Annotated in this window: 19 protein-coding genes; 12 read left to right on the top strand and 7 right to left on the bottom strand. The window is 41.8% G+C overall.

Going from position 1 to position 24,994, the window contains the following annotated elements:
- Positions 1 to 138 precede the first annotated feature (138 nt).
- Positions 139 to 327, top strand: coding sequence for a hypothetical protein (locus tag LXL81_RS25435; protein ID WP_234650234.1), 189 nt, complete (start codon positions 139 to 141; stop codon positions 325 to 327).
- A gap of 146 nt (positions 328 to 473) precedes the next feature.
- Here LXL81_RS25435 and LXL81_RS25430 read toward each other — a convergent pair whose 3' ends face one another.
- A complete protein-coding gene (locus LXL81_RS25430; RefSeq protein ID WP_234650233.1) occupies positions 474 to 857 on the bottom strand; it encodes a YtxH domain-containing protein in 384 nt (127 codons plus the stop codon).
- A gap of 184 nt (positions 858 to 1,041) precedes the next feature.
- On the opposite strand from LXL81_RS25430, the gene LXL81_RS25425 reads away from it, so the two are divergent.
- From LXL81_RS25425 to LXL81_RS25415, 3 genes are all read left to right on the top strand, one after another.
- Entirely contained in the window at positions 1,042 to 1,503 is a 462-nt protein-coding gene (locus LXL81_RS25425) for an EamA family transporter (protein WP_234650230.1), read from the top strand.
- A 179-nt stretch (positions 1,504 to 1,682) separates the two neighbouring features.
- The gene (locus LXL81_RS25420; RefSeq protein ID WP_234650227.1) at positions 1,683 to 2,135 is read left to right on the top strand and encodes a PA2169 family four-helix-bundle protein; all 453 of its coding nucleotides are present in this window, start codon (positions 1,683 to 1,685) and stop codon (positions 2,133 to 2,135) included.
- A gap of 128 nt (positions 2,136 to 2,263) precedes the next feature.
- Complete coding sequence (locus LXL81_RS25415) at positions 2,264 to 2,746, top strand: DUF4385 domain-containing protein (RefSeq protein WP_234650225.1); 483 nt, start codon at positions 2,264 to 2,266, stop codon at positions 2,744 to 2,746.
- Between the two features lie 330 nt (positions 2,747 to 3,076).
- On the opposite strand, the gene LXL81_RS25410 is transcribed toward LXL81_RS25415, so the two are convergent.
- From LXL81_RS25410 to LXL81_RS25385, 6 genes are all read right to left on the bottom strand, one after another.
- The gene (locus LXL81_RS25410) at positions 3,077 to 4,399 is read right to left on the bottom strand and encodes a sugar porter family MFS transporter (protein ID WP_234650223.1); all 1,323 of its coding nucleotides are present in this window, start codon (positions 4,397 to 4,399) and stop codon (positions 3,077 to 3,079) included.
- Between the two features lie 276 nt (positions 4,400 to 4,675).
- Entirely contained in the window at positions 4,676 to 5,758 is a 1,083-nt protein-coding gene (locus LXL81_RS25405; protein ID WP_234650221.1) for a 3-oxoacyl-ACP synthase III family protein, read from the bottom strand.
- Between the two features lie 120 nt (positions 5,759 to 5,878).
- On the bottom strand, positions 5,879 to 7,444 hold the full coding sequence (locus tag LXL81_RS25400) for a glycoside hydrolase (protein WP_234650220.1): 1,566 nt from the start codon (positions 7,442 to 7,444) through the stop codon (positions 5,879 to 5,881).
- A gap of 66 nt (positions 7,445 to 7,510) precedes the next feature.
- A complete protein-coding gene (locus tag LXL81_RS25395) occupies positions 7,511 to 9,193 on the bottom strand; it encodes a RagB/SusD family nutrient uptake outer membrane protein (protein WP_234650217.1) in 1,683 nt (560 codons plus the stop codon).
- Positions 9,194 to 9,204: 11 nt separating this feature from the next.
- On the bottom strand, positions 9,205 to 12,348 hold the full coding sequence (locus LXL81_RS25390) for a TonB-dependent receptor (protein ID WP_234650215.1): 3,144 nt from the start codon (positions 12,346 to 12,348) through the stop codon (positions 9,205 to 9,207).
- Between the two features lie 283 nt (positions 12,349 to 12,631).
- A complete protein-coding gene (locus tag LXL81_RS25385) occupies positions 12,632 to 16,885 on the bottom strand; it encodes a two-component regulator propeller domain-containing protein (RefSeq protein WP_234650213.1) in 4,254 nt (1,417 codons plus the stop codon).
- Positions 16,886 to 17,093: 208 nt separating this feature from the next.
- Between LXL81_RS25385 and LXL81_RS25380 the strand changes: the two genes are divergently transcribed.
- The 8 genes from LXL81_RS25380 to LXL81_RS25345 all read left to right on the top strand — a co-directional run bounded on the left by LXL81_RS25380 (position 17,094) and on the right by LXL81_RS25345 (position 24,814).
- Positions 17,094 to 17,816: a hypothetical protein gene (locus tag LXL81_RS25380; RefSeq protein ID WP_234650212.1), complete on the top strand. Its 723-nt coding sequence runs from the start codon at positions 17,094 to 17,096 to the stop codon at positions 17,814 to 17,816.
- A gap of 64 nt (positions 17,817 to 17,880) precedes the next feature.
- A complete protein-coding gene (locus LXL81_RS25375) occupies positions 17,881 to 18,255 on the top strand; it encodes a DMT family protein (RefSeq protein WP_234650210.1) in 375 nt (124 codons plus the stop codon).
- On the top strand, positions 18,252 to 19,460 hold the full coding sequence (locus tag LXL81_RS25370) for an MFS transporter (protein ID WP_234650208.1): 1,209 nt from the start codon (positions 18,252 to 18,254) through the stop codon (positions 19,458 to 19,460). Before LXL81_RS25375 ends, LXL81_RS25370 begins: the two co-directional genes overlap by 4 nt.
- The gene (locus LXL81_RS25365; RefSeq protein WP_234650206.1) at positions 19,457 to 20,152 is read left to right on the top strand and encodes a hypothetical protein; all 696 of its coding nucleotides are present in this window, start codon (positions 19,457 to 19,459) and stop codon (positions 20,150 to 20,152) included. Before LXL81_RS25370 ends, LXL81_RS25365 begins: the two co-directional genes overlap by 4 nt.
- A 34-nt stretch (positions 20,153 to 20,186) precedes the next feature.
- A complete protein-coding gene (locus tag LXL81_RS25360; RefSeq protein ID WP_234650203.1) occupies positions 20,187 to 20,870 on the top strand; it encodes a response regulator transcription factor in 684 nt (227 codons plus the stop codon).
- Positions 20,867 to 22,183 carry a HAMP domain-containing sensor histidine kinase gene (locus tag LXL81_RS25355; protein ID WP_234650201.1) on the top strand — a complete coding sequence of 439 codons (1,317 nt, stop codon included), beginning with the start codon at positions 20,867 to 20,869 and terminating at the stop codon, positions 22,181 to 22,183. Before LXL81_RS25360 ends, LXL81_RS25355 begins: the two co-directional genes overlap by 4 nt.
- Positions 22,184 to 22,395: 212 nt before the next feature.
- Entirely contained in the window at positions 22,396 to 23,916 is a 1,521-nt protein-coding gene (locus LXL81_RS25350) for an FAD/NAD(P)-binding protein (RefSeq protein WP_234650199.1), read from the top strand.
- A complete protein-coding gene (locus tag LXL81_RS25345) occupies positions 23,900 to 24,814 on the top strand; it encodes an AEC family transporter (protein ID WP_234650197.1) in 915 nt (304 codons plus the stop codon). The genes LXL81_RS25350 and LXL81_RS25345 overlap by 17 nt, the downstream gene beginning before the upstream one ends.
- The last annotated feature ends 180 nt before the right edge of the window (positions 24,815 to 24,994 follow it).

The raw sequence follows: 24,994 nt of genomic DNA, 5'->3' as shown, positions 1-24,994 counted from the left end.
ATTATTTATTAAACGGTTAAGATCAGTGTGAGGAAGGGCCGAGACAAGGATTATCTCAAACTTTGAAAACTTAAATTTTTATTTATGTGACCACTAAGTAATCCGGGCAGAAACTTATTGTTCGTTATCAGGCTACGAATGTTAGGTTTTAAAAATGATTTCACAACCAAATTCCCTTTGGTTGATGAATTGTCTACACTTTGTCTATGGTTTTATTCAGGATTGCATCATTTCTGGGCTCATGCCCTTTCAATTAAAACCTGTGCGGAAGGACAAAAGTCGTTACCAACACTGTTGATGTTGCTGTATTACCAGCTGCTGAATTGAGGAATTGGATATTTATCTATAAAGAAATTGAAAACACCATTACAAAGAAAATGGTCAGCGTGGTTGATTATAACCATACTGACCATTTCCTTTATTTTGTCAATAGCTAATTAAAAATTGATAGCTATCGTTATTTTATTTTCTAATTAATACTGATTGGCACTATCAGTGTCATTGCGAAATTTATCCACCGTTGATTTAGCTTCATCCGCTACCTGGATTACCTTGTTTACAGCTTTATCAGCATATACATCAACCGAATTACTTGCGCGCTGAGCTACTGAATCCACTTTTTCTTTTGCAGTATTGACAACCTCAACAGCTTTTTCTTTGGTGCGGTCCCACTGGTTTTTTAAATTATCCTTCTGTTCATCAGCCAAATCTTTCAAATCCTGACGGATTTCTTCACCTGATTTTGGAGCATATAAAAGCGCAAGTACAGCACCTATTGCGGCACCAATAAAAAGACCTGTTGCAAAGCCGGCATTGTCTGAATCTTCTCTTTCGTAATCCTGGTGATCAGTTCTCATAGTTTTTAAGTTTTGTGATTTAATGTATTGACATATAAAAACGTGCCACACATATTTTATTGATATAAACAGCTTGCAATTTCTGTCACGATTTGACAAAGCATGTATCAAAGTAGGCGGAAGGTTGTGTAACTGTCAATCTTTATATGGTATGGTTATTTAGACCCGCGTCAAATTGATCTTAATGAAGAAACGATTTAATTTTGAAAAGAACAATATGTGGCTGATTTGGGCAATTCTGGCAGCAATAACTGCGGCGCTGGTGACGGTATTAACAAAAGCAGGTTTAAAAAATGTGGATTCAAGTCTGGCATTTGCCCTTCAATCTATAATCATTGTTGCTATCACATGGAGCGTAGTTACCTTTCAGGGAACAGTTTCCGGAATTAAAGAAATCGATAGCAAGGCATGGGTACTTTTGGGGCTTGCCGGTGTGGCAACCACACTTTCAACCCTGTTCTCATTTAAGGCATTATCTATGGGGAAAGCTTCCTATGTCACAACTGTCGAAAGATCCTCTCTGGTTATAGCGGTACTACTTTCTGTATTATTCTTAAAAGAAAAAATTACCTGGCAATTGATTGTTGGCGTAGTCTTAATAATTGGCGGAGCAGTTCTGATCGCATTGTCTGATCCTGCCAAATAACTGCGAGAAAATCATCATAGATTTCAATAATACCCAACCACATCACACTTATGATTTTTCTCTACAAAAAGTAAAAATACCCATGGCCCAATGCACCATTTACCGCACTCATTTGATTGATGACGCACATTGGCACGATATTAGAGATCGGTATAATTACATCAACTAAATGAAAAATTATGTCAGCGACTGAAAAAGCAACAAGTGTAATTAGTGATTTGATTGAAATTAATAATGACCGTACTGCCGGTTTTGAAAAGGCAATTGCAGATATTAAGGATGAGAATATTGATTTGAAAGATCTTTTTGAATCTTATGCTCAGCAAAGCCGCAAAAACACGCAGGAATTGTCTGCTATTGTGGGATCCGCTCCACATCTTGAAACTGAAACGAGTGTAAGCGGCACTTTACACCGTGCATGGATTGACGTAAAATCAATCTTTGGTGGTGACGACCGTGCCAGTATTTTATCAGAAGCTGAACGCGGAGAGGACGCAATCAAAAAAGCTTACCAGGATGCACTAAGCGAAGAACTTGGTTATGACGCTCAGCAAATCATAAGCAGTCAGGCGCAAGGAATCAATGCAGCGCATGATCATATTAAGGCTCTTAGAGATGCTGCAAAAGCATAATTAAGGAAGGATATGAATCAAAGCTACCTCGAAAGAGGTGGCTTTTTTTATTTCCTAAAAATGTGGCTGAGTGAAAATTGATGCCCGGTATGACAACTAATTTATTATCAATGATTTTGTAAACTGCAATGAGCGACAGCCCGTCCTACCTGAATTTTGATAAACCGGCATATGCCTGGAAGCCCGATGTCGACTATAAAAAACATCCTGAACAATACCGGGTTGGAAAAGGTGAGCAGGGTGTATTGATATGTGAGCCTTACAAATCAGAAATTGGTCAATATTGGAGGTTTAAAACTAAAATAATTGCGGAGGAAAGCAGTGAAAAAATTTACCGCATTTTTCTGACATACCTGGAAAAGAATGATTTCGTTGGAGCCGATATGGCGCGTAAATATTTACAAATGGGATTTACACGCGCCCGCCGGTATGCCAATTACAAAGGAGGCAAAAAATATGATAAAGAACACGACTATCAGCTTTTAGAAAAGGGAACGGGCGAACAGGAAAAAGCACAGGCGGCAGCCGTCTTTTTTTCAAAATGGAAAGAAGCTGAGGGTAATGCTAAATATGCAAAACTGAAAACTGAGTGGAAATCGTCTTTGGGTTAATATGCCATTTTTCAAAGCCCAGGCAACAGACTCTGCAATGTTGCAAGCTATTTCCTTTTATTTGTCAGATTAACTTTAACAATACCAATCAGATGCGTGTGTCAGATATAGACAAATTTGGTCTATGATCCCTTTTGTTTAAGATAGTCTGTAAGCCCTTCGCAAAGATCGTATGAGCATACCTGCTGATAAAAGTCGGGGTCAGGCCAAAATTTTTTAAATGAGTCACCACAATCATGGGTGTTCCACCGGGCTGTTTGCCTGATGGAAACATATCCTATAACATTTCTCCAAAATTACAATTGCTATTGCAATTTTTGTAGAATGGAATTAGTGTAAAACCATGGTTTTTTCCAGTCCCTCCAATGAAGTACCTTTTGTTTCGGGCATTACACGCCAGACGAAAATCAGCTGCAAAACCATCATCACCGCAAAAAAAGAAAAGGTGATACCACCCCCTAAAAATTCAGAAATAATCGGAAACGAGAAGGCGACCACTGCAGCCATGAACCAGTGGGTAAAACTACCAAGTGCCTGGCCGTTTGCACGTACTTCATTTGGGAAGATCTCTGATATAAATACCCAGATCACAGCACCTTGTGAAAAAGCGAAGAAGGCGATGTATACAAAAAGGAAAACAGGTACGCCTGAAAAATCCTGAATAAAAAATGCTCTTGCTACAAGACTCAGAGTAATAATCAGCCCCACAGAACCGATCAGCATCAGGGTCCTTCTTCCGAAGCGGTCAATAAAATTGATAGCCAACAGCGTAAATGCAAAGTTGACAAAACCAATACCTGCCGAGGAAAGAAAGGCAGACTTCGTTCCAAGTCCTGTCATTTCAAAAATACGGGGACTGTAATAAATAATTGCGTTAATACCCGATACCTGGTTGAAAATAGCAAACATCACAGCCAGTCCTACAGGTGATTTATATTTAGCTGAAAATAACCGCGCTTTGGGCTGACTTTGTGTCTCTGCTGTACTTTTCAAAATATCGGAAAGCGTTTCTTCACTTGTTCCGGGATCGATCAGTTCCAGAATTTGGCGCGCTTGGTCAAGGTTACCTTTTTTCATAACCAGCCAGCGCGGACTTTCCGGAACATACAGTATTGCCAAAAGGAAAATCAAGGAAGGAATGGCTTGTATACCAAGCATCCAACGCCAGGCATTTTCTCCAAGATCCTGCATGAAATAATTTGAAAAGTAAGCGATCAGTATTCCGAAAACCACATTAAACTGGAACAGGCCCACCATTTTCCCACGCGATTTGGCAGGTGAGATTTCGGAAATGTACAAAGGTGCAGCCACAGAAGAAGCTCCTACGCCCAGACCACCCATAAATCTGAACAACAGAAATAAATACCAGTCATTGGACAAAGCTGAACCCAGAGATGAGACAAGATATAATACAGCGATCCAGAATAAAGTTTTTTTCCGCCCCAGCCTGTCTGCTGGAATACCGCCAAGCATGGCGCCAATAACTGTTCCGATTAACGCGATGGATACGGTGAAGCCATGCTCAACGGCTGTGAGTTGCCATAAAATCTGGATGGCTTTTTCTGCTCCTGAAATCACTGCTGTGTCAAAACCAAAGAGAAAACCTCCAAGTGCCACAACGATTGACCAAACCAATACTTTGCTGTTTTTCATTCGTAGTTCTGATTTTTTTGTTAAAACTACTCAATTATAAGACTACAAATAACTAAATAATATCACAAAAAAGTTAAATTTTGATCCAGAAGAGCTTTTTTATAATCAATTCAACAAATTTCAGATTGATTGACTGGATAATAATCGGAAACGTCTCTGACGATACCAAACACAGAGATGCATTTGATACGTGATCAGCTGCATCTCTGTGTTTCTGCTCCTGTTTGTTAAAATTAGATTAATTGTAGCGGTAAGCCTGTTAGTCTGTTAAAACAGTCAAGGTATTTTGTAAACTACCACATTCATATTGATACCCGCTCCAAGCGATACGAAAACAACATGACTACCTTTTTCAAATGCCTGATTTTCAAAATTCCCTTTGGAGATCAGATCATAAAGCGTTGGCAGCGTTGCCACTGAACTGTTACCCAGCCAGGAAATGGTCATGGGCATGATATCCTTTGGAGAAGCTTCCAGACCATAAAGGGCAAACAAACGCGACAGTATTGCCTCATCCATCTTTTCGTTGGCCTGATGGATCAGTACCTGTGAAATATCGCTGGCAGAAAGGCCTGATTTATCAATACATTCTTTGATAATGACCGGAACTGTTTTCAAGGCAGCTTCGTAAAGTTTTCTGCCATTCATCTTCAGGAATGTTTCATTCCCGCTATATTCCGGATTAAATGAAGCACCCATTTGCAGCACATAAGCCAGGTCGTCCGTAAAAGATTTGGCAGTATGCGCGATAATACCAACCGGCTGCTCACTTTTAATACCTTCCATAATGACTGCTCCTGCGCCATCAGCATAAATCATACCGTCCCTGTCGTGCGGATCGCAGACGCGAGACAGTGTTTCTGTACCAATCACCAGCACACGCCGGGCCAGACCTGATCGGATGTAAGTATCAGCCTGAATCATACCTTGCAACCAACCTGCACAACCAAAAATCAGATCAAAGCCAACGGTATATGGATTTTGTATTTGCAGATGGTTTTTAACCTTCGAAGCAAGCGAAGGAACCATTTCACTGCGGCGGTTATCAGCAGGTATATCACCAAAATTGTGCGCCACAATGATATAATCGATCGTTTCAGGATCAATCCCGGAAGTTTCGAAAGCATTTTTGGCAGCCAGAAAAGCTATATCCGATGAAATCAGTTCGTCGGTAACATAACGGCGCTGCTCAATGCCGGTAATATTTTTAAACTGCCGAATGATATCTTCATTTTTTTTCGCGATCCTTTCGCCACATCGCTCATAAAACACGTTGGAAAGAAAATCTTCATTTAAAATCCTGCGTGTTGGAATGTAGCTCCCACTGCCTGCAATCACGGAATACACTCCTTGTTCCATTGGTTTTTGTTTAATAATACTTTTGTTTCGGGTAAATATTTTTTATTCTCCTTGATTTCAATGGCAAGGTTAATAAAATATTTTCGTCAGAAAGAATTATTTATCCAGTTTTTCATCATTTCACTTCATCTCACCAACAATAGTTAAAATACTTTTTTCCTCCATGGTCACAATCCCTGTGGAAGGTATGGTGCCTATGGCTTGCAGATCTGCGTTGGAAGAAGTTTTATACAACCTCAAACCTGAAAGTTTATTCCCCTTCAAATCCAATGCAAATTCAGCTGGTTTTGACTGCGGATTGACTATCACCGTCACCAGTTTGTTGTCAGTGTTTTTGTATGAAGAAATCAGTAAACCCTCACCTCCCGATGAAACAGTAACTTCCAGCCGCTTTGCACCCGGCAGAATAAAACGGCTGAAATGACCCAATGCCCATAACATTTTGGAAGCTTTGTAATCACCATCCGTTTTATTTTTATCAATATAAATAAGACCATCCTTGTAATCATACGCAGATATAGCAGTCCACCAGTGCCAGCCAGACGCATTGGCATTAACCAGATCGTTGTGTATCACTTTGGCAATGTAGAGCGCGGGATCAATCCCCGGATCTTTTCCTTCACCCTTGATCTCGCCATCATTATCGCCAAGGATACAATATTCAGACATCCAGTATTTTATGCCAGGCGTTTTCTGTAAGGCCCTGGCAATTTCCTGACGCTTTGAAACTGCACTTTTGTAAGGAGACGTTGTGAAGTAACTGTGGCCGGAAATTACCTGTGTTACATTGGGGAGATTACCAATATAATCAGCAGACTTCTGATTAAAAAATGCGTCGATCTGACTGCCCCGACCTTGTTTGTTGAAATCAGAATACAAATAATCAATCTGTCCCGCTTCGGCCACATCAATTTTAGTTGATAGATTTTTTTTGATCAAAGATGCACTTAGCGCACGCGTTATTCCTGCAATCTCGTTGTTATAAAACGGAGTTCCCTCCTGCCCCGCATCACTCCAGTCCCACTGAGGCTCGTTTACAGGACTGATATGATCAAAAGAAATTCCTGTTTTCTCGCGGACACCCTGAACCACTTCAGCCAGGAAATCAGCAAATTTTCCAAAATTTTCAGCAGTCAGGTTTGGTTTTCCATTGCTTGCATATCCTTTTTTGTTGGTGGTAAATTGAACAGGCGGACTGTTTGGAAACGCCAGAAATTCATTTACACCACGTTCTTTGGCTGCTTTCAAAAACCATATCTGCCCTGCCTGTTTGTTCCAGTCGTAGGTTCCGTCAGCATTCAGAAATGATTCTGCCCTGCGCCATTCATCTCTTATACCGCTTGCCTCGCCCTGCCCGGCAGTACCAGCCCCAATGTTAAATCTCCAAAGCGACAATCCGATTCCTTTGGGCTGCCCGCTGCCAAGTGTGTCACGGCTGAATAATAAATCTGCAATCGCATTCTTTTTAGAATCAGGCCAGTTGCCTACAAACTGGCACGACCACGCATCAGATGCTCCGAAGTGATCGATGGTTTGATAGGTTTTATCAGGATTGATCGTAACTGTTACCGGAACTGCTTTTGCCGGAACATTTTTCTCTTCCAAATCATTACCGGAGCATGATGTTATGGATATCAGGAAAGCAGATAGAAAAAGTTTAGGGGGAAATTGAAAAAATAATGACATAAGAATTTTAATCAGGGATGAAAAAAAACAGCCACCTTTTCTGATTTTGAAAAGATGGCTGGTGTATTAGTAACCTGGATTTTGTTCGAGTTTGTTATTGGAAGCCTGAATTTCTCCGCGTGGGATGGGCAGCCAGTATTGCTTATCAGCAAATGTGCGACCTGTTAAAGCCTCTTTTCGGGTGTAGGTAAAAGCATTTCCGCTTTTTCCGATTTCAATTCCATAGGCTGGTACATTTTCAGTTACAGGAGCAGTTTTCCATCTGCGGACATCATAATAACGGTGTTCTTCAAAAGCAAGCTCGATCCTGCGTTCATTTCTGATCCTTTCGCGCATCTGCGCCTGGGATAATCCCGCAGGAATTACAGGCATCATTACACCCGGCCGCTGTCTGATCGAATTAATTGCCGCGTAAACTGATGCGTCAGGTCCGGAAGCCTCATTTTGCGCCTCTGCATAATTCAGCAAGATTTCAGCATAACGGAAATAGATCCAGGTTTGCGTACCGGCAACATCCCATGGATTATCAATCGGCAGGTTGTCGTTCATAAATTTTTTCAGGTAATATCCTGTCTTTGAAGTGTTCCAGTTAGACGGACCGTCTTTACTATCCTTTCCGCCCGGCGTGAAGGTTTGAATCGTACTTCCTCGGTAGGTTGCACCATTGTAAAGGATAGTTTCATAAAACCTTGGATCCCTTCCTTTGTAAGGATCCTGCGGGTCAAAACTTGTCCCGGCGTCTGTAATCCGCGACCCGTCCATCATTTCGTAATCATTCACCAGATTTTGCACAGGAACATTTCCTCCCCAGGCGTTATAACTGTTTGGCCCGTTGGCAATTTCCAGACACACATGACGTGCGCCCACCGCATAAAGACGACCAAAGATAATCTCAGAATGGTCTGTTGTGGTGAATATTTTACCGTAACCGCCAGTATATAAACTGTATTTGTTAAGATCCATCACCGCTTTTGCCGCAGTAGCTGCCTGCTGCCAGGTAGCAGCATTATAAAGAGGACTCGCACCATACAATAACAATCTTGCCTTCAAAGCCAGCGCAGCACCTTTTGTAGCCCTGCCCAGTTTCCATGCATTATTATCATTGTCCAGCGGTAAAAGAGCAGCAGCCTGGTCAAGTTGCGACGTGGCATAGTCTATACCTGCTTTGATATCAGAGCGGGTAAAAAGGTCCTGGCTCGTCAGGTCATCACTGAGCTCATAAACCTTATCTCCCAGCAATACTACTTTTCCATAATTACGGATCAGGTCGTGATAACGGAAAGCTCTTAAAAATTGAAGTTCTCCTTTCAGTCTGTTTTTCTTGCCCTGGCTCATCGGGACCTTGTCAACATTTGCCAGCGCGTAGTTGATCTCGCGGATACTCCGGTAACTTCTCCCCCAGAATGCACCTGCAATACCTGTATTTTCCGGAGCAATCTGTCCGCGTTGAATAAGCCAGGTATTGTCATCATTGTTATAAATGGATTCATCTGTCAAAGATGACCACATGGCATATTCAAAACCTCGTCCAAAACCTGGCAGGGTTCCTTCTGCTTCTTTGTCCGTAAGTCTTGTACCAAGATATCTGTTGATCACATAAGCTTCAAAAAGAACAGAATCTGATAAGATAGACGCGTCCGAAACGCGGTCTGTCGGCACTACATCCAGGAAATTTTCCTGACAAGCTGAGACCATCCAGACAAAAGCTGCGCACAGGATGGCAATTGAGATATTTTTTAATTTCTTCATGATGATTTCAATTAAAACTTAATATTTAAACCAAGATTCAGTATCCTTTGCTGAGGATAAAACTGACCGCTATTACTATTGCCTTCCGGATCATAATCCTTCACACCTGTGATGGTGAAAAGGTTAAAGGCACTGGCATAGACTCTTAGTGAAGAAATTCTGATTTTTGACAACACTGGTTTTGGTAATGTATAACCCACTTCGATATTTTTCAAACGAATGAAAGATGCATTCTGAAGCCAGAAAGTATTGTTGTAAAGTCCACCGTTAATGGAGGAAGACGATCGTGTGTCGACTCTTGGAAAAGAACCGTCCTGATTGGTTGGACTCCAACGGTTATCTGCCCAGCTGCTGTAAAAATTACCAACCTGACCCGACTCTGGAAGCACATACTGGCTCACCATGCCCTGTCCTGCAAACACGATGGACGCATCAAAAGCTTTGTAACCTCCGTTAAAAACGACTCCGTAAGTCAAAAGAGGAACGTTTCCATAAGGTGTTCTGGTTTGATCATCTGCGGTGATCTTACCGTCTTTGTTGTAATCTTCCAGAATCAAATCACCAAGCTGAGCGCCCTGAAGATGCGGTGTTGCATCCAGTTCTGCCTGTGTACGGAAAATGCCGGTTGCGTTATAAAGTAAATTGGTATAAAGCGGCCCACCGGTCTGGCGTTGATATTCCAATGCACCGGGAGCTTCATCAATAAAAACAATTTTACTCTTTGCATAAGTCACATTTCCCGAAATGCTGTACCGGAATGTTCCTGAATGGTTATAACCCAGGGTAGCCTCAACACCAGAACTGTTCACTTTTCCAATGTTCTGGTCTGGTACCAATGGCGTATTAGAATCAGTTTTAAAAGGATTTACGATACCCGAAGTATTAGGAATCGAGGCATTTCTGGAAGCCAAAATATCCGAACGTTTTTGTTGGAAATAGATAAATTCCAGATTGAAATGTTTCAGGAAAACCGCGTTGATACCAAGATCCATCTTTTTGGCAACTTCCCAGGTGATATCAGGGTTAGCCAGTTTAGTCAGGTCGATACCCGGCGTGATCACATTGGCACCGGTTACGTACTGATTGTTAAAGGAGTAGTTGTTATAGTATTGAAACTGCCCAACATTGTCATTTCCCAAAGAACCGTAGGATGCTCTTAATTTCAGGTCGTTGATAAATGAAACGCTGTTTTTAAACCAGTCTTCCTCTGAAATCCGGTAACCGGCTGAAACAGAAGGGAAGAAACCATACTGATTTCCTTTTGGAAAAACAGAAGAACCATCCATCCGAGCCTGCACTTCTGCAAGATATTTTTCACTGAAATTATAAGCAATCCGTCCAATTACACTTTTACGCGTGAAATTAAAGCTGCTTCCTGAATTATTTTTGTCTGTGGCCGCAGCACCTCCCTGAGAAAGTTCCGGCGTTGAAACAGTCGGGAAATTAATCCTTGAAGCGCCAAAAGAAATCTCATTACGTTTGTTTTGTTCGTAAGCTACAAAGGCATTTACATTATGTTTACCAAACTGGCGAACAAAACTCGCTCTGATGTTTTGGGTAATATTGGTGATATTCAGCTGTGATTGCGACAATGAAGCCGCGCCCGCAGACCCGCCTGTTACCACAGAAGTGTAAGCATCTGTTGCCTGATCATAATTATAGAGCGTGTAAGGAACGCTGAAAGTTTTAGAAAAATTAAACGACTTGTCAACCGAATAAAATCCATCAACAGAAAGTCCTTTCACAAATGGCAGGTTATAACTGGCGCGCACAATCCCGTTAAACACCGAAGTCGGATTGCTTGTCGTACCGCCCATGTCTGTTCCCAAAACAACCGGGTTGCTGTTTTCCACACCAGTCGAGTAAAATCCGTTTGGATAACGTGCAATCACTGTCGGATATGCCCGGTAGATAGAACGGAAGGTATTTCCTGCGGATGAAACCGGAAATTCGCGGTTTTCCTGACGACCTGAAAGCGATAGAGTTACCTGAAAATCTTTGGTAATATTGGCATCAACATTCGACCTGAAATTGTATTGTTTGTATTTTGTAGCTCCGTTTTTGTAAAGACCGTCCTGGTAAATAGTCCCAAGCGAAACGTAATATTTAACATTATCCGTACCTCCGTTGATAGCCAGGTTGTGCTTATTTTGGAGCGCAAAACTTTTCAAAGTTTCTTTTTGCCAGTTCGTATTCGGATATTTCAAAGGATCTGACCCGTTTCTGAATTTCTCAATTTCCTCCTGTGTATAAAACTGGTTCATACCGCCCGAAGGGTTATTATAGTAATCAATTTCATTCAAAATTGTCGCATAAGTTGGCGCATCAGCCAGTTTCGGCAATCTGGTAGGAGAAGAAAAACCCTGATTAAAGCTGTAAGATATCTGAGGCTTTCCGGTGGTCCCTCTTTTGGTTGTTACCAGAATAACCCCGTTGGCAGCCCGGCTACCATACACTGCGGCCGAAGCGTCTTTCAGGATCGAAACGCTTTCAATATCATTAGGATCAAGACGATCCAAACCCCCAACCTGGCCGGGAATACCATCCACAACGATCAGAACGTCATTATTTCCGGTAGAGGCAAAACCACGTATGGTGTAACTCGAACCATCATACCCCGGCTCTCCACCACGGTTATTGGCTACAAATCCGGAAAAACGGCCTGCAAGGGAATTGGAAAGATTGGGCTGCGGACTTTTAACAATATCCGCACCTTTCACCTCGGAAACTGAGCCTGTCAGTGTGGCTTTCTTCTGGGTACCATACCCTACAACCACAATTTCGTCCAGCGTTTTATCATTGTTCAACAACTTTACATCAATCTGGCTTCGGTTTGCAACGGCAATTTCCTGGTTGATATAACCGATGTAAGTAAATACGAGCGTACTGTTTCCATCTGTGATATTCAGCGTAAATTTCCCGTCTATGTCGGTCGTTGTCCCTGTGGAAGTACCTTTTAGAATCACACTCGCGCCAGGCAGCGCTTCGCCGTTTTCAGAAGTTACCACCCCTTTGACAACAAAGCTGGTCTGGGCAAAACTGTAAAGTGACATCATAAGCAGCAGCGCACAGAGCTGAAACTGCCTTAGTATTTTACCTGTGTTCCGCAACGGAAAACCAGAAAACACTACGCTTTTTTGAAAAGATTTCTTCATAGATAAATAATTGAATAATTAGGATAATTGGCTGCCAGACCTGGTTAAGAAATGAAACTTAGATAATCTCAAAACTTTTGAAAACCTTAAAACAGGCTCATCTTGGAATAATAACATCATAACATAACCCCTGCTGATTTTATAAACTGATCAATCAAAAGTATGATTATTTGTATTTTACAGGCGGGGGTCATTCTCACATTAAGAAGGGGGTATTTAAACAAAAAAAGGCCGATTCGGAGAAAATCGGCCATTTAGAACTTGATATTTTTAATTTAATCGATCAATTATCCAATTTATTTTGAAAAACCCCTCTGTTTACCTGGAAGTTTTCATGGAACGGATTTCTAAATTTCTTCACATATTCAGAAGGTTTCATACCAAACAATTTGTGAAATTGCTCCCGGAAATATTTGATATCGTTAATCCCAACCTGATAGGCAACTTCTGAAATTGTAATGTCCGTTGTAATCAGTATTTGTGCCGCTCTTCTAAGCCTGATAAATCGAATAAAACTGTTGGTCGACTGCCCCGAAATTGACTTGATCCGGTTATACAGGGTTGACTGGCTCATACCTATTTCGGCAGCCAGGACTTTTATAGAAAAACCCGTATCAGTCAGATGGCTTTCGACCACCCGGATACATTCTTTTAAAAATTCTTTGTATTCAGCGGATATCTTAAAATCATTGGCCTGAAGGGTGATTTCATTGTAAAAGTACTTTTGCAGATCATTCCGGCTTTTCAGGATTGCATCCACACGCGCCATGAGCATGGCCTTGTCAAAAGGCTTGCTGATATAATCGTCTGCTCCACCTTCAATACCTTTCAATCTTGTTTCCTGAGAGGTACTCGCTGTCAACAAAATGACCGGGATGTGGCTCAATGTCATATCAGCTTTGATCTGGCTGCACATTTCAATCCCGCTCATACCGCTCATCATCACATCGCTGATGATCATATCCGGCAAATGTTTGCGAACCAGCACAAGCCCCTCTTCTGCATTATCTGCCTGAAGAAGTTTGAACTTACTGGCAAACGCCTGCCCGATATATTGTCTGATATCTTCATCATCTTCCACAATAAGCATGGATTTAATATCGGAACTCAGCTCATCAACCACCATCTGATGTTTGGAAATAGAAGACGAAGCTAGCAGGATATCGTCTTCTGACAATTCGCCCAGCAGAACAGAATCGCCCTCCGTGATTTGGTTTACTACATTTTCGGCGATCAGTTCAGGATGTTTTTTCCAAAGTAATACTTTAAATGAAGTTCCCTTTCCCAAGACCGACTCGTAGGATATTTCACCAAAATGACTTTCTACAAATGTTTTGGTCAGATAAAGCCCGATACCAAAACCGCCTTTGGATGGAAATCTGCTGTCCTGAAACTGGTTGAAGACTGTGTAGATGCTATCGCCTGCCTCGCTTGCAATTCCTGACCCGGAATCACGCACCAGAATCTGAACTTTGTCACCAAGATCAGAAATTTGCAGATTTACTACGCCGTTTTTTGGTGTGTACTTGATCGCGTTAGATACCAGATTGAAAAGAGCAATTTCGATTTTTTCACGGTCTGCTGTAATTTCCAGATCCTGGTTTTCACTTTCGAACTGATAGGTTATATTTTTTTGTTCGGCCTGATGGGTAAAACAATGAAAGACTTCCAACGCCAGTTTTACAATATTGTGCTGCGCTGGTTTTAGTTTGTCGGCTTTCAGATCAGCTTTCCTGAAAAGCAGCAGCTGATCCACCAGACTCAGCAAGCGTTTGGCATTGCGGTAAACAATATTCAGGCTTTGATTATCAGTATTTCTTTGATCGGCCTTTGTTAACAATTCTTTTACCGGATTGATTATCAGCGTAAGCGGTGTTCTGAATTCATGGGAGATATGGGTAAAAAAGGCCAGTTTCTTTTCATTTAATTCCTTTTCCTTTCTTGTTTCAAAATGTGCCATCTGAACTTCATATCTTAGTTCAGTCTGCCGGATGCGGTACTGTTGGTAATAATAGATTATAGTTACAAAAATGACTACGTATAACAAATAAGCCCACCAGGTCCGATACCAGGGAGGTAATATGCTTACTTTGAGCGTTGCAGCATTATCAAACCAAACACCATCCTGATTGGTAGATTTCACCCTGAAAATGTAGTCGCCGGCAGGCAGATAACGATAGGTTGCCGAGCGGTCATTCTGTACGTAGTTCCAATCCTTATCAAGCCCTTCAAGCATATATGCGAAGTTGTTTCGGTCCGGATAGGCATAATTCAGCGCGGTATACTGTATCGAAAAAACAGACTGGTTTGGTTGCAATACAATCTCCTTTTGGTTTCCAATCCCCTGGCTCAAAATGACCTTTCCGTCTTTTCTCTCTCCTACTTCTACCTGCTGACCAAACAATTGCAAACCTGTTATCATCACTTGTGGCTTGTAGGAGGATGGTTTCACGGCCTCAGGATAGAAAAGATTCCACCCTTCGGTTCCGCCAAAAACCATAGATTTTTCGGCTTTGTTATAAAGCGCAGCATTGGGATTGAACTGTCCACCCTGCAAGCCATAACTCTGATCATAATGAGCAATTCTGTTGGTACTCAGATCAATACGTGAAATGCCCTTGTTTGTACTAAACCAGACTTTATCATCACTTTCAGCCAGAATTGCGTAAATGACACCATTGGCCAGGCCGTTTTTTTCTGTGTAGTGTTTAGTTTTTTTGGTTTTTGTGTTTAAAATCAAAAGGCCGTTCCCATCCGATCCCACCCAGAGTCTTTCGTTTTTGTCAAAATACAGTGATAAAACAATATGGTTCGACAGATAAGGGCTCCTGGCAGGATCGCTGAAAAAGGATTTAAAAATCATCGTATTTACATCCAGATAATTAAGTCCGCCTCCATAGGTACCAATCCACAGATTCCCTTTTTGATCCTCTGCAATAGCACGCACATCATTGGAATTGATCGTACTGTTTGTGGTTTTAAAATGAGTAAATTTCCCGGTAGCTCTGTTCAAAAGGCCGAGGCCTCCCCCATTCGTCCCTACCCAAACCCTGCCCTTTTTGTCTTCAAAAATCACCCTGACATCATTTTTTGAAAGACTTGAAGGATCTCCGGCAACATTGGCATATTGTCTGAAAGAATCTGTGGCAGGATTGTATAAAAAGAGGCCTTTTGAATAGGTCCCAAACCAAAGATACCCATCGCGGCCCGCGAAGGCTGCAATTACGGCACCATCACTAAGACTTCCAGCGCCGGAGCCAGCTGAATAATGTTTGATAACCTCACCCGCACTACTGGTTTTGTAAATTCCGTCCCCATCGGTTCCCAGCCACATGTTCCCCTTGGAATCAACGCACATTCCATAGTAACGCAGGTAGCTTTCCGCGCGCGAATCCTGCAATTTCTTTTCAAAATTTCTGAATTTTTCCGGGATGCTGCTGATCAGGTATACACCTTCGCCATAGGTCCCAAACCAAATATTTTTGTCTTTATCCATATAAATGGACTGAACCGATCTTCTTGTAATACCTTCATTATGCGAATCATTAACGCTTTCAAAGGAAAATTTTTCCGGCTCAACGTTATTTAACTGAGCCAGATCCAGACTATAAAGCCCGGCTTCCTGAACACCGATCAGCAGCTGCCCGTGGTTATTTTCAAGCAGTGATAAATAAATATCACTCTTGACATTGGCAGGCAAATGCAGAACATAGAATCTGGACTGATCGCGTTTGAAGAGTATAAGACCCTTTGAGGAAGCAATCCAGATGTTGCCCAGGTGGTCTTCATAAATGCTGTGAATCCGCGTCTGAGGAATATTCTGAAGATTCAGTCTGGCTTTGACGAGTTTATTTTTCTCAGCGATTTTAAAGACCTCAATCCCCGACTCCCGGGTTCCCAGCCACAGCAGACCATGCGAATCTTCAAAAGCATTTAATATAGAATTGGTACCAAGTTCCGGCAGCGTTTTCTGGTTAAAATAAGTGAAACGCCTGGTCTTTTTTTCGAATAGAGAAAAACCCATTCCATTCAGCGAGACCCACAGATTACCGCCGCTTGCCTGAGAAATATCGCTGACATCACTTCCTCCTTCATTTTGGCGGGGCTTTGGCACATACCGTCTGAATATCCCCTTATCCGAAACAAACTCGTTTAGCCCGTTTCTGGATGTAGTCCAGATTGTGCCTTCCTTATCCTTAAAAACGGATTTAATGTAGTTACCCGACAAGCTTTGCTTGTTGTCCGGGTTGTTTCTGAATACTTTAAATGATGAACCGTCGAACCGGTTGAGCCCGTCGCCGGTTCCAAACCACATAAGGCCCTTATCATCCTGCACAATGCTGTTGACTATCCCAAAAGACAAACCCTCTTTCATTGAATACCTCAATACACGCCCACTTTCAGCCGCCAAAGAAGCAGTTGAAAATATGCAGGAAACAGCCAGCCAAATAATACTTCTTACATAAAGATTAACAATCCTTCCATTCATATCCTTCCCTCTTTCTTTATAATCCATGTTCAAAGTTAAAAATTTCATCAAAACAAAAGTTAAGTTCAAGCCTCAACCTCTTGCAATATTTTGGTTTTTTATTTAAAAAATCATATTGGGCGCCGGTCAGGAATTGTTCAAAATGAATTATGCTTTTCATATGAATAAAAATTAATCTGATGCTCATATCAGCCTTATCACCCATTCCTACTTTTGATTCGAAAATAAAACAAGAATCATTTCAACAAAAAAAATCATGAAAAAATTAGCATTAGCTGCATTGTTCATCTCAGGCCTGACTTGCAGCACAAACGTATTTGCACAAATTGCCGGCCCATCTGCCGGACCAGTGTTGGCAGGGCCAGCGGGTCCAGGGCCACGTCCGGTCCATGGCGCACCTGTACCGGGTGAAACCGGACTCCGTGCCGTGACGACTTTTCAGGGTAAGGTTGTCAAATTGCAGGGAAACAACGATTTTACCTTTGATGGTTTTTACATACTTAACGGAACTGATAGTTTGCTGGTTAAATTCCCGGCGCACATGGGAACGCAGATTTCTGCCTTAACAAAACCAGGTTCACAGGTAACCGTTTCAGGTGTTTTGGAAAACCCGCCTTTAGGCCCCAAAGAAATCAGAATGGTAAATTTGACTGCCGGAGGCAAAACATTAACGGATACACCTCCGGCTGCATTGCCTGCACCAGTTCAGGAAACCGTAATTACAGGAAACGGGAAAGTAACAGCCTTACAAAAAGACCGGGAAGGAAGAGTAAACGGACTTTTTGTCGACAACAAAACAGTGCTCCGGCTGCCACCGCATGTAACTTCGCAAATTGAAAATTCGGTTACGAAAGGAACAGCCATTGCCTATTCCGGAAGCCAGAAAACAAAGCAGCAGGGAGAAGTTGCGCTGGAAGATTATAAGGTGATCCGCTGCTCCACAATCACGATCAATGGACAGCAATATCTGGTGCGATAATCCACAAATCAGCTAAAAATAAGGCGGCATAATTGTTGCCTTATTTTTTCAAAACACGAACATTATGAGCAAATATCTTTCAACGATCGGGCTATTGATTCTTTCAAATGCCTTCATGACTATGGCCTGGTATGGCCATCTCAAATTTTTCAGCAAGGCTGGAAACCATGCTTCCACACCGCTTTGGATGATCATTCTTCTGAGTTGGGGACTGGCATTTTTTGAATATTGTTTCCAGGTTCCGGCCAACCGTATCGGCTCATCTGAAATGGGAGGACCATTTTCGCTGGTGCAGCTCAAAATTATTCAGGAGGTGATCACTTTGATTATTTTTATGATATTTTCAGTAACGGTTTTTAAAAATACACAGTTCACAACCAATCATCTGATCGGGTTTGTGCTGTTGGTCGGTGCTGTCTATTTTATTTTTAAAGCATGACACAAAGTGCTAAATCCAGGTCGCTTCGTGGACTTGATTTTATCAATTTCACACTCGCCGATGTGCGCGACGGTATCGGCCCTTTTCTGGGTATTTATCTGCTGTCATCCCAGCATTGGAATTTGAAAGATATCGGTATTGTAACCTCGATTGCAACCTTTGCAGGTGTTATCGTACAGACTCCGGCAGGTGCTTTCGTTGACCGTTTTAAGAATAAAAAGATAATTGTCGCCATTGCCAGTCTGCTGATAGGTTTCGGAACGCTTCTGATTCTGATAAAACCCGGCTTCACTGTTGTTGTAGTCAGTCAGGTTATTGTTGGTATCGCTGCCACATTTATTGCGCCATCGATTGCCGCAATGACACTAGGACTTGTAGGTTATAAAAAACTGGAACAGCGAACGGGCCGCAATGAGATGTTTAACCATAGCGGCAATGTGAGCTCAGCCGTGATTTCAGGACTGATCGGTTATTATCTGGGGCTTAGGGGGATATTCATTTTCACGCTTCTACTTTCTTTTGCCAGTGTGTTTTTTCTTCGTTTCATTAATAATGAGCAAATTGATTACAGACTTTCCAGAGGCAGTTCATCAAAGGACGAAGCACAGGATTCGGGCTCACTTTCGGCCATCATATCAAATCCGCTTTTCCTGGTTTTCACCACCTGCTGTGTATTGTATCATTTTGCCAATGCAGCCATGCTGCCACTTGCCGGGCAATACATTGTTTCTGCAAATAAAGTAGATGCCTCGGTTTATATGTCTGCTTGTATTGTCATTGCACAGCTGGTGATGGTTCCTACCGCAGCGTGGTCAAGCCGAAAATCGACAAACGGAAGAAAATGGCTTATGCTCATCTGCTTTGCAGCCCTGCCTGTGCGCGGAATGCTTTATACACTAAGTCCAAATCCGTATTTTATCACCTCGGTACAGATACTTGATGGTCTTTCGGCAGGCATTTTCGGAGTGGTAAGCATTCTAATTATCGCCGATCTGACAAAAGGATCAGGACATTTTAATCTTGCAAATGGCATATTAATCACTGCGATAGGACTTGGCGCTTCACTGAGTAATGTAACCGGAGGATATATTGCCAATATGTTTTCTTTCAGGTATGCTTTTTTGTTTCTTAGCGCTGTTGCAGCATTAGCCTTCGTGATCTGCCTGCTTTTCATGAAAGAAACATACGATCCTGAATCGGAGTGAAACAGTTTATATCAAAATCAAAAGGAATTATCCTGCTGCTGATTTTATTGGCGGCAGGATGGCTTGTGTACAAATCAAAAAAAACGGTATTATCAGAAAAAAAACATCCGCAGCATCATATTTCGCCTGAAAAGCAGCTCATCATCAGCGGAGTTATATTAAAATATGGAAGTAACCACGATGGCGATATTGATAAAATATTACTATCAAAAGATGATAAAAAAGTCTGGCTGCATTTTCCTCCTCACACGGCAAGACAGGTAACGGCAGCTGCCGGAATCAATCATACAATTGAGGCAACAGTAAGCCAGAAAGAGCTTCCCGGCCACGATAAGCAAGATCGATATGAACTAAAATATTTACAAAGTAAAGATTCCAAAATCTTATTGGATTTAAGCCAGATTCCTGCGCCTTTGCCCAGAAAAGGGCTTGAAGTTGAAATAAAAGGAAAGCCATCCAAAGATTTTAGTATAGAAGATGGCCGGGAAAATAGCTTCGTACTAGAAGGAAAACTCGTTTCGCTGCCTCCGCATATGGCGCGCACGTTATTACCTTTAATAAGCCAGGCAAAAATAATCATTGTGAAGGGCCAGATGCGGGATTCGACCGAAGGATTTCTATCATTATCACGACAGAAAATTGTAAAACCCAGTTCTATTCAGATTGACAGTGTTACCTACAAGATACGTTAGTCTGAATTTGTCAATTACATAAAAACCAGCATTCATGAAAATACTAGTCGTTGAAGATGAACCGAAACTGGCCGGGTTTATGCAGCAAGGCCTTTTACAGGCCGGCTATCAGGTTCAGCTTTCCAATAACGGCACCGAGGCACTCAACAAAGCCGCATCGGAAATTTTTGATCTGATACTTCTTGATTTAATGCTTCCAGGCATGACTGGTATTGATATTTTAAAAAACCTGAGAGCTTTCAAAATTTCAAGTCCGGTCATCATCGTCAGCGCACTGAGCGGCACGTCCCAGATTGTGGAAGGGCTGGATCTGGGTGCGGTGGACTACATCAAAAAGCCTTTTGAGTGGGAAGAACTTTTGGCCAGAATACGTATTTTACAACGCAAAATTTATGCTGTGGAAAGTACCAGGATCAGCGTTAATGACCTGGTCGTTGACCTGATGACGCGCCAGGTAATGCGTGGAGAAAAACAAATTCTTTTGACCGCAAAAGAATTTGCGCTGCTGGAATATCTGGTGCGAAATACAAACCGGGTGGTCAGCAAAAACCAGATTCTGGAAAATGTCTGGAATATGGATTTTGATCCTGAAAGCAATATTGTTGAGGTATACATGTACCAGCTGCGCAGAAAAGTTGACAAAGGTTTTGAAAATTCGCTTATCGAAACCGTTATCGGTGTGGGCTACAAACTCACCGGAACGAAATCATCGTTATGAAAACGCATGTAGCCTACCCATTTTATTCAAGTCTCAGATTCAGGTTCGGGCTTATTTTTGGGTTTGTATTTCTTTGCTTTTTACTGGTCACCGGTATTACACTATATTCAAATGTTAAAAGCCAGTTTGAAAAAAGCTTCGACGCCCGGCTTCAGACACAGGGAAACGCCATTCTTCGGGAAACCGATATTAATCCTCTTACCATTCCGCTTCCGGCCCAGGGAGAATATTTCCGGTTGATTTATCAGGCCAATAACAAACAGGATACCCTTTTTAATAATCTGCCCGTTTCGGTTCAAAAATCAGAAAATGCCGCTAGTCTTTTGCTTTGGCGCTGGAAAGAATTAACAACAAAACCGGAAACAGGTGGTATTATCAGGATACTTTACGTGCTTCCTGCCACAGAATTAATACGGGATATTAACAGGCTTAAAATCATATTGTTCCTATATTTTCCACTTTCGTTTTTGCCCGCTTTTTTTATTGGCTATTTCCTTTCCGGATTTCTTTTGCGCCCCATCGAAAACATAGTAAAAAAGGCCGACGATATCAGTTTACAAAATCAGATCATATTGCTTGAAGAGCCTTCTGTAAAAGATGAACTACATAAATTAACCGGTTCGCTCAATAAGATGCTGACCCGGATCCAAAAGCAGGCACAGGAGCAGAACGCCTTTTTCGCCTCAGCTTCACATGAGCTCAGAACACCATTGAGTGTGATGCTGACAGAATTACAAATACTTCAAAACGACCGCTTACCATCCGAAGTAAAACCCGTTATTGAAAATCAGATCACAGAAGTTCAGCGGCTTAATAAAGTTGTGAACGATTTTTTATTAATGAGCCAGCTTAGATCAGGCGTGTTGGTTTTCAATAAAACGGTTGTTAACCTGCCCGAAGTTGCAATAGAAATTTTAGAACGACTGGCTGCAAAAGCGCAGTTAAAACAGCAGACTTTTAAAATCGTACTGACGCCTGAGAATGGAGAATTCGATATCTGCACAGATAGGTCACATCTCAAAACCATTCTTTTAAATTTACTTGAAAATGCGTTAAAACATGGCCGCCCGGAATCTGTCATACGTATTGAGATAAAAGAAGCTTTGGGTTTTGTATCACTTCAAATTCAAAATCCGTCCATATTTGAAATAGACGATATTATCTTGCTCTCCAACGAATTCAGCAAACAGGATTCTTATGGTGACGGATTTGGGCTGGGTCTATGGATTGTCAGCAGGCTCGCTGAAATGATTGGCGCAAAGTTTTCTTTTTCCTATGACAAACCTGATTTCAGGGCAGAGCTCAGTTTTTAAAGATAATGGCCAATTAAAATATTTCATCCCGTCAGCTTTAATAGGTAAACCTTAAAACGGAAGGTCCAAAAAGTTTTTTGGGCCAGAAATATTCACGTTTAAAATGGTTTGGTGTCCAGCCAAAATCCAAGGCATATAGCACGGAAGTCTGGCTGTGTTAGCATGATTATTTAAAATAATCTACACTAAAATAAACACTCATCTCCAAAAACGTGAAGTCAACAAACATTACCATCATCGGTGGAGGCGCCTGCGGGATCTCCCTATTTATTGAATTATTTCTTCAGCTACGCATTGCAGGCATCCATCAGGACGTTTCTATCCACATTATTGAAGAAAATCAGCAGGTTGGCAAAGGGCTTGCTTTTGGCACCAGGCAACCCGGCCATATACTTAATACACAAGCTCAGCTCATGGGTATTCATCATGCTGAACCGGAACATTTTAGTGACTGGCTGAAAGAACATAACAAGCGTGTGGCGCCTGAGGTGGTGGATAACCAGGGACAGGGTGAGGCCTTTACTACCCGTAGGCTTTACGGCGATTACCTTCAGGAGCAGTTCGATTATTATTTTGAGCTGGCTCAAAAAGAAGGAATGCAACTGAATCTTGTCAAGGCGAGTGCCGTTGGCGTGACCCAGTTGAATAATTCTTATAAAGTACAGCTTTCGGATGGAAATGAAATAAGCAGTGACTACCTCGTTCTGGCTTTGGGAACACCTGTTTCCAACCTGTATGGCGAGCTTCTTGAACATAAAAATTACTTTGATTCACCCTGGCCATCTTCCAAAATACTCGAAAATGTACCGCGAGAAGAACCTGTTGCCATACTTGGTTCGAGTCTCAGTGCTATTGATGCGCTGATGACCCTTGCAGACAATGGCCATAAAGGAAAGATCACTTTTTATTCGCTGGATGGATTACTTCCCAAAGTGCAGGTGGAAAAACCAGAGGCTTATGAACGTCAGTATCTGACCATAAGCAACCTTCATAAAATCCAGCGCACTAAATTACGCAGTCCAATGGTTAGCGAAGTCTTTCGGCTATTTATCAAAGAAGCGGAGCACTTTACCGGGGAAAAAATTGACTGGAAAAACGCAGCCCGCCTGGATAAGACCCCGCATGAACGTTTGAAAGAAGACATTGCCATTTCACAGGCGGGCGGCGATGCGCTGATCAACATCCCCTACGCGTTAAGATATGACAGCTCTCCGATGTGGAATATGCTGGATGAGGCCGCAAGGCTGAAATTTAAAAAATGGCTTGGAAATTACTGGGCAGTCAACCGCCATTGTATGCCAATGGTAAATGCGCTGCGTATTGAAAAATTATTTAACAGTGGTCAGCTGCATGTCGTTTCAGAACTTGACGATGTAGCTTATGATCAGGAAGATAAGACATTTGTACTCTCCTATCAGGATAAATCTGACAAGGTTGAATATCTAATCAATGCAACCGGACCGGCATCAGCTGTTAAGGACATGAAATCCGAACTGGTGCAGCATTTGGCCAAAACGGGGCTGATCGAACCTGAAAAGACCGGTGGAGTTAAAATTAATACAGAAACCATGCAGCTTATTCAGCAAGGAAAATCTGTACCAAATTTTTATGCGCTTGGTCACCTGGCCAACGGATTGCTTCTTGATGTCAATGCGGTTTGGTTCAACGTAAAAACGATTGGCAATTTAAGCCACCACCTTATCAATAATATTCTTAGTGAAAATACTCTTTAAGTTATACGCTGAACTACTGCCAATTCTGGCACTGATTCCTGCGGGATATTTTTTGAAAAGAAAGTTTAATATCAAACCAGAATACATCAGCACACCGCTGATTAAATTTCTGCTGCCTATTCTGGTTTTTTTCAATATGCTGGATGCCGAAGCGGAGAAACTTTATGTATTACCTGTTTTTACATTGATTCTGGCATTGAGTATGGTTCCGGTTGCAAAACTTACGCAAAAACGCCTCGCTCCTGACTTTGATCCTTTGCTGCTCAGTGCATCTTTTTCATTTTTCAATATCGCTTTTTTTGGTATTCCTACTGTAACGGCACTGTTTGGGGAAGATAAAGTCAGTACGCTGATCTGTATATATCTGGGCTCAGCACTTTATGGCGATACGATCGGTTATTTTCAGGTAGCCAAAACCAAATTTGATACCAAAGAAGCATTTAAACAGGTGATGAAAATACCTTTCCTCTACGTTTTTGTAGCAGGACTGATTGCAAAATCAGCAGGTATGCAGACGCCCGAAGCCATTGAAGGTGTATTAAAATTTATCAGTCTGGCTGTGTCCTGCGCGGGTATGCTCATCGTGGGCTTTCAATTGGCTGATGTAGATTTGAAAGAAATTAAACTGCCCTATTACCTCAAACTGATCGGTGTTAGAACATTTGCCGCCATGATAATTATCGGGATTTTAATATTTGCTGAATATACATTGTTTAATAGCCTGGAAGATGACGATTACAAAATGCTTTTTCTGGTTTCACTTTTTCCCGTTGCCACCAATGTAACTGTCTTTGCATCTTTTCTTGATGCAGAGCAGCAGAAACCTGCGCTTATCGTTGTCATTTCAGCATTGGTATCGCTTTTATTAGTCTCAGCCGGGGCGTTGATAATTATGTAAACGATTAATTAAATCAAGACTATATGACCGGAATGATTTATGTTTTTGCGGTCAGAGTTCCCTCAGTCCACTTCATGTAAAGCTATTAGTGTCAAAAAAAACCGTTGCAGGAATAATTCCGCAACGGTTTTTTTTATAGAACTACAAAAAGATTTTTAACCGTATTTTCCGGTTTTGACA

Source organism: Dyadobacter sp. CY356 (assembly GCF_021440195.1).
Lineage (GTDB): Bacteria > Bacteroidota > Bacteroidia > Cytophagales > Spirosomataceae > Dyadobacter.
The sequence above is the reverse complement of the archived record's forward strand: the minus strand, read 5'-3'. Positions and strand labels throughout refer to the sequence as shown.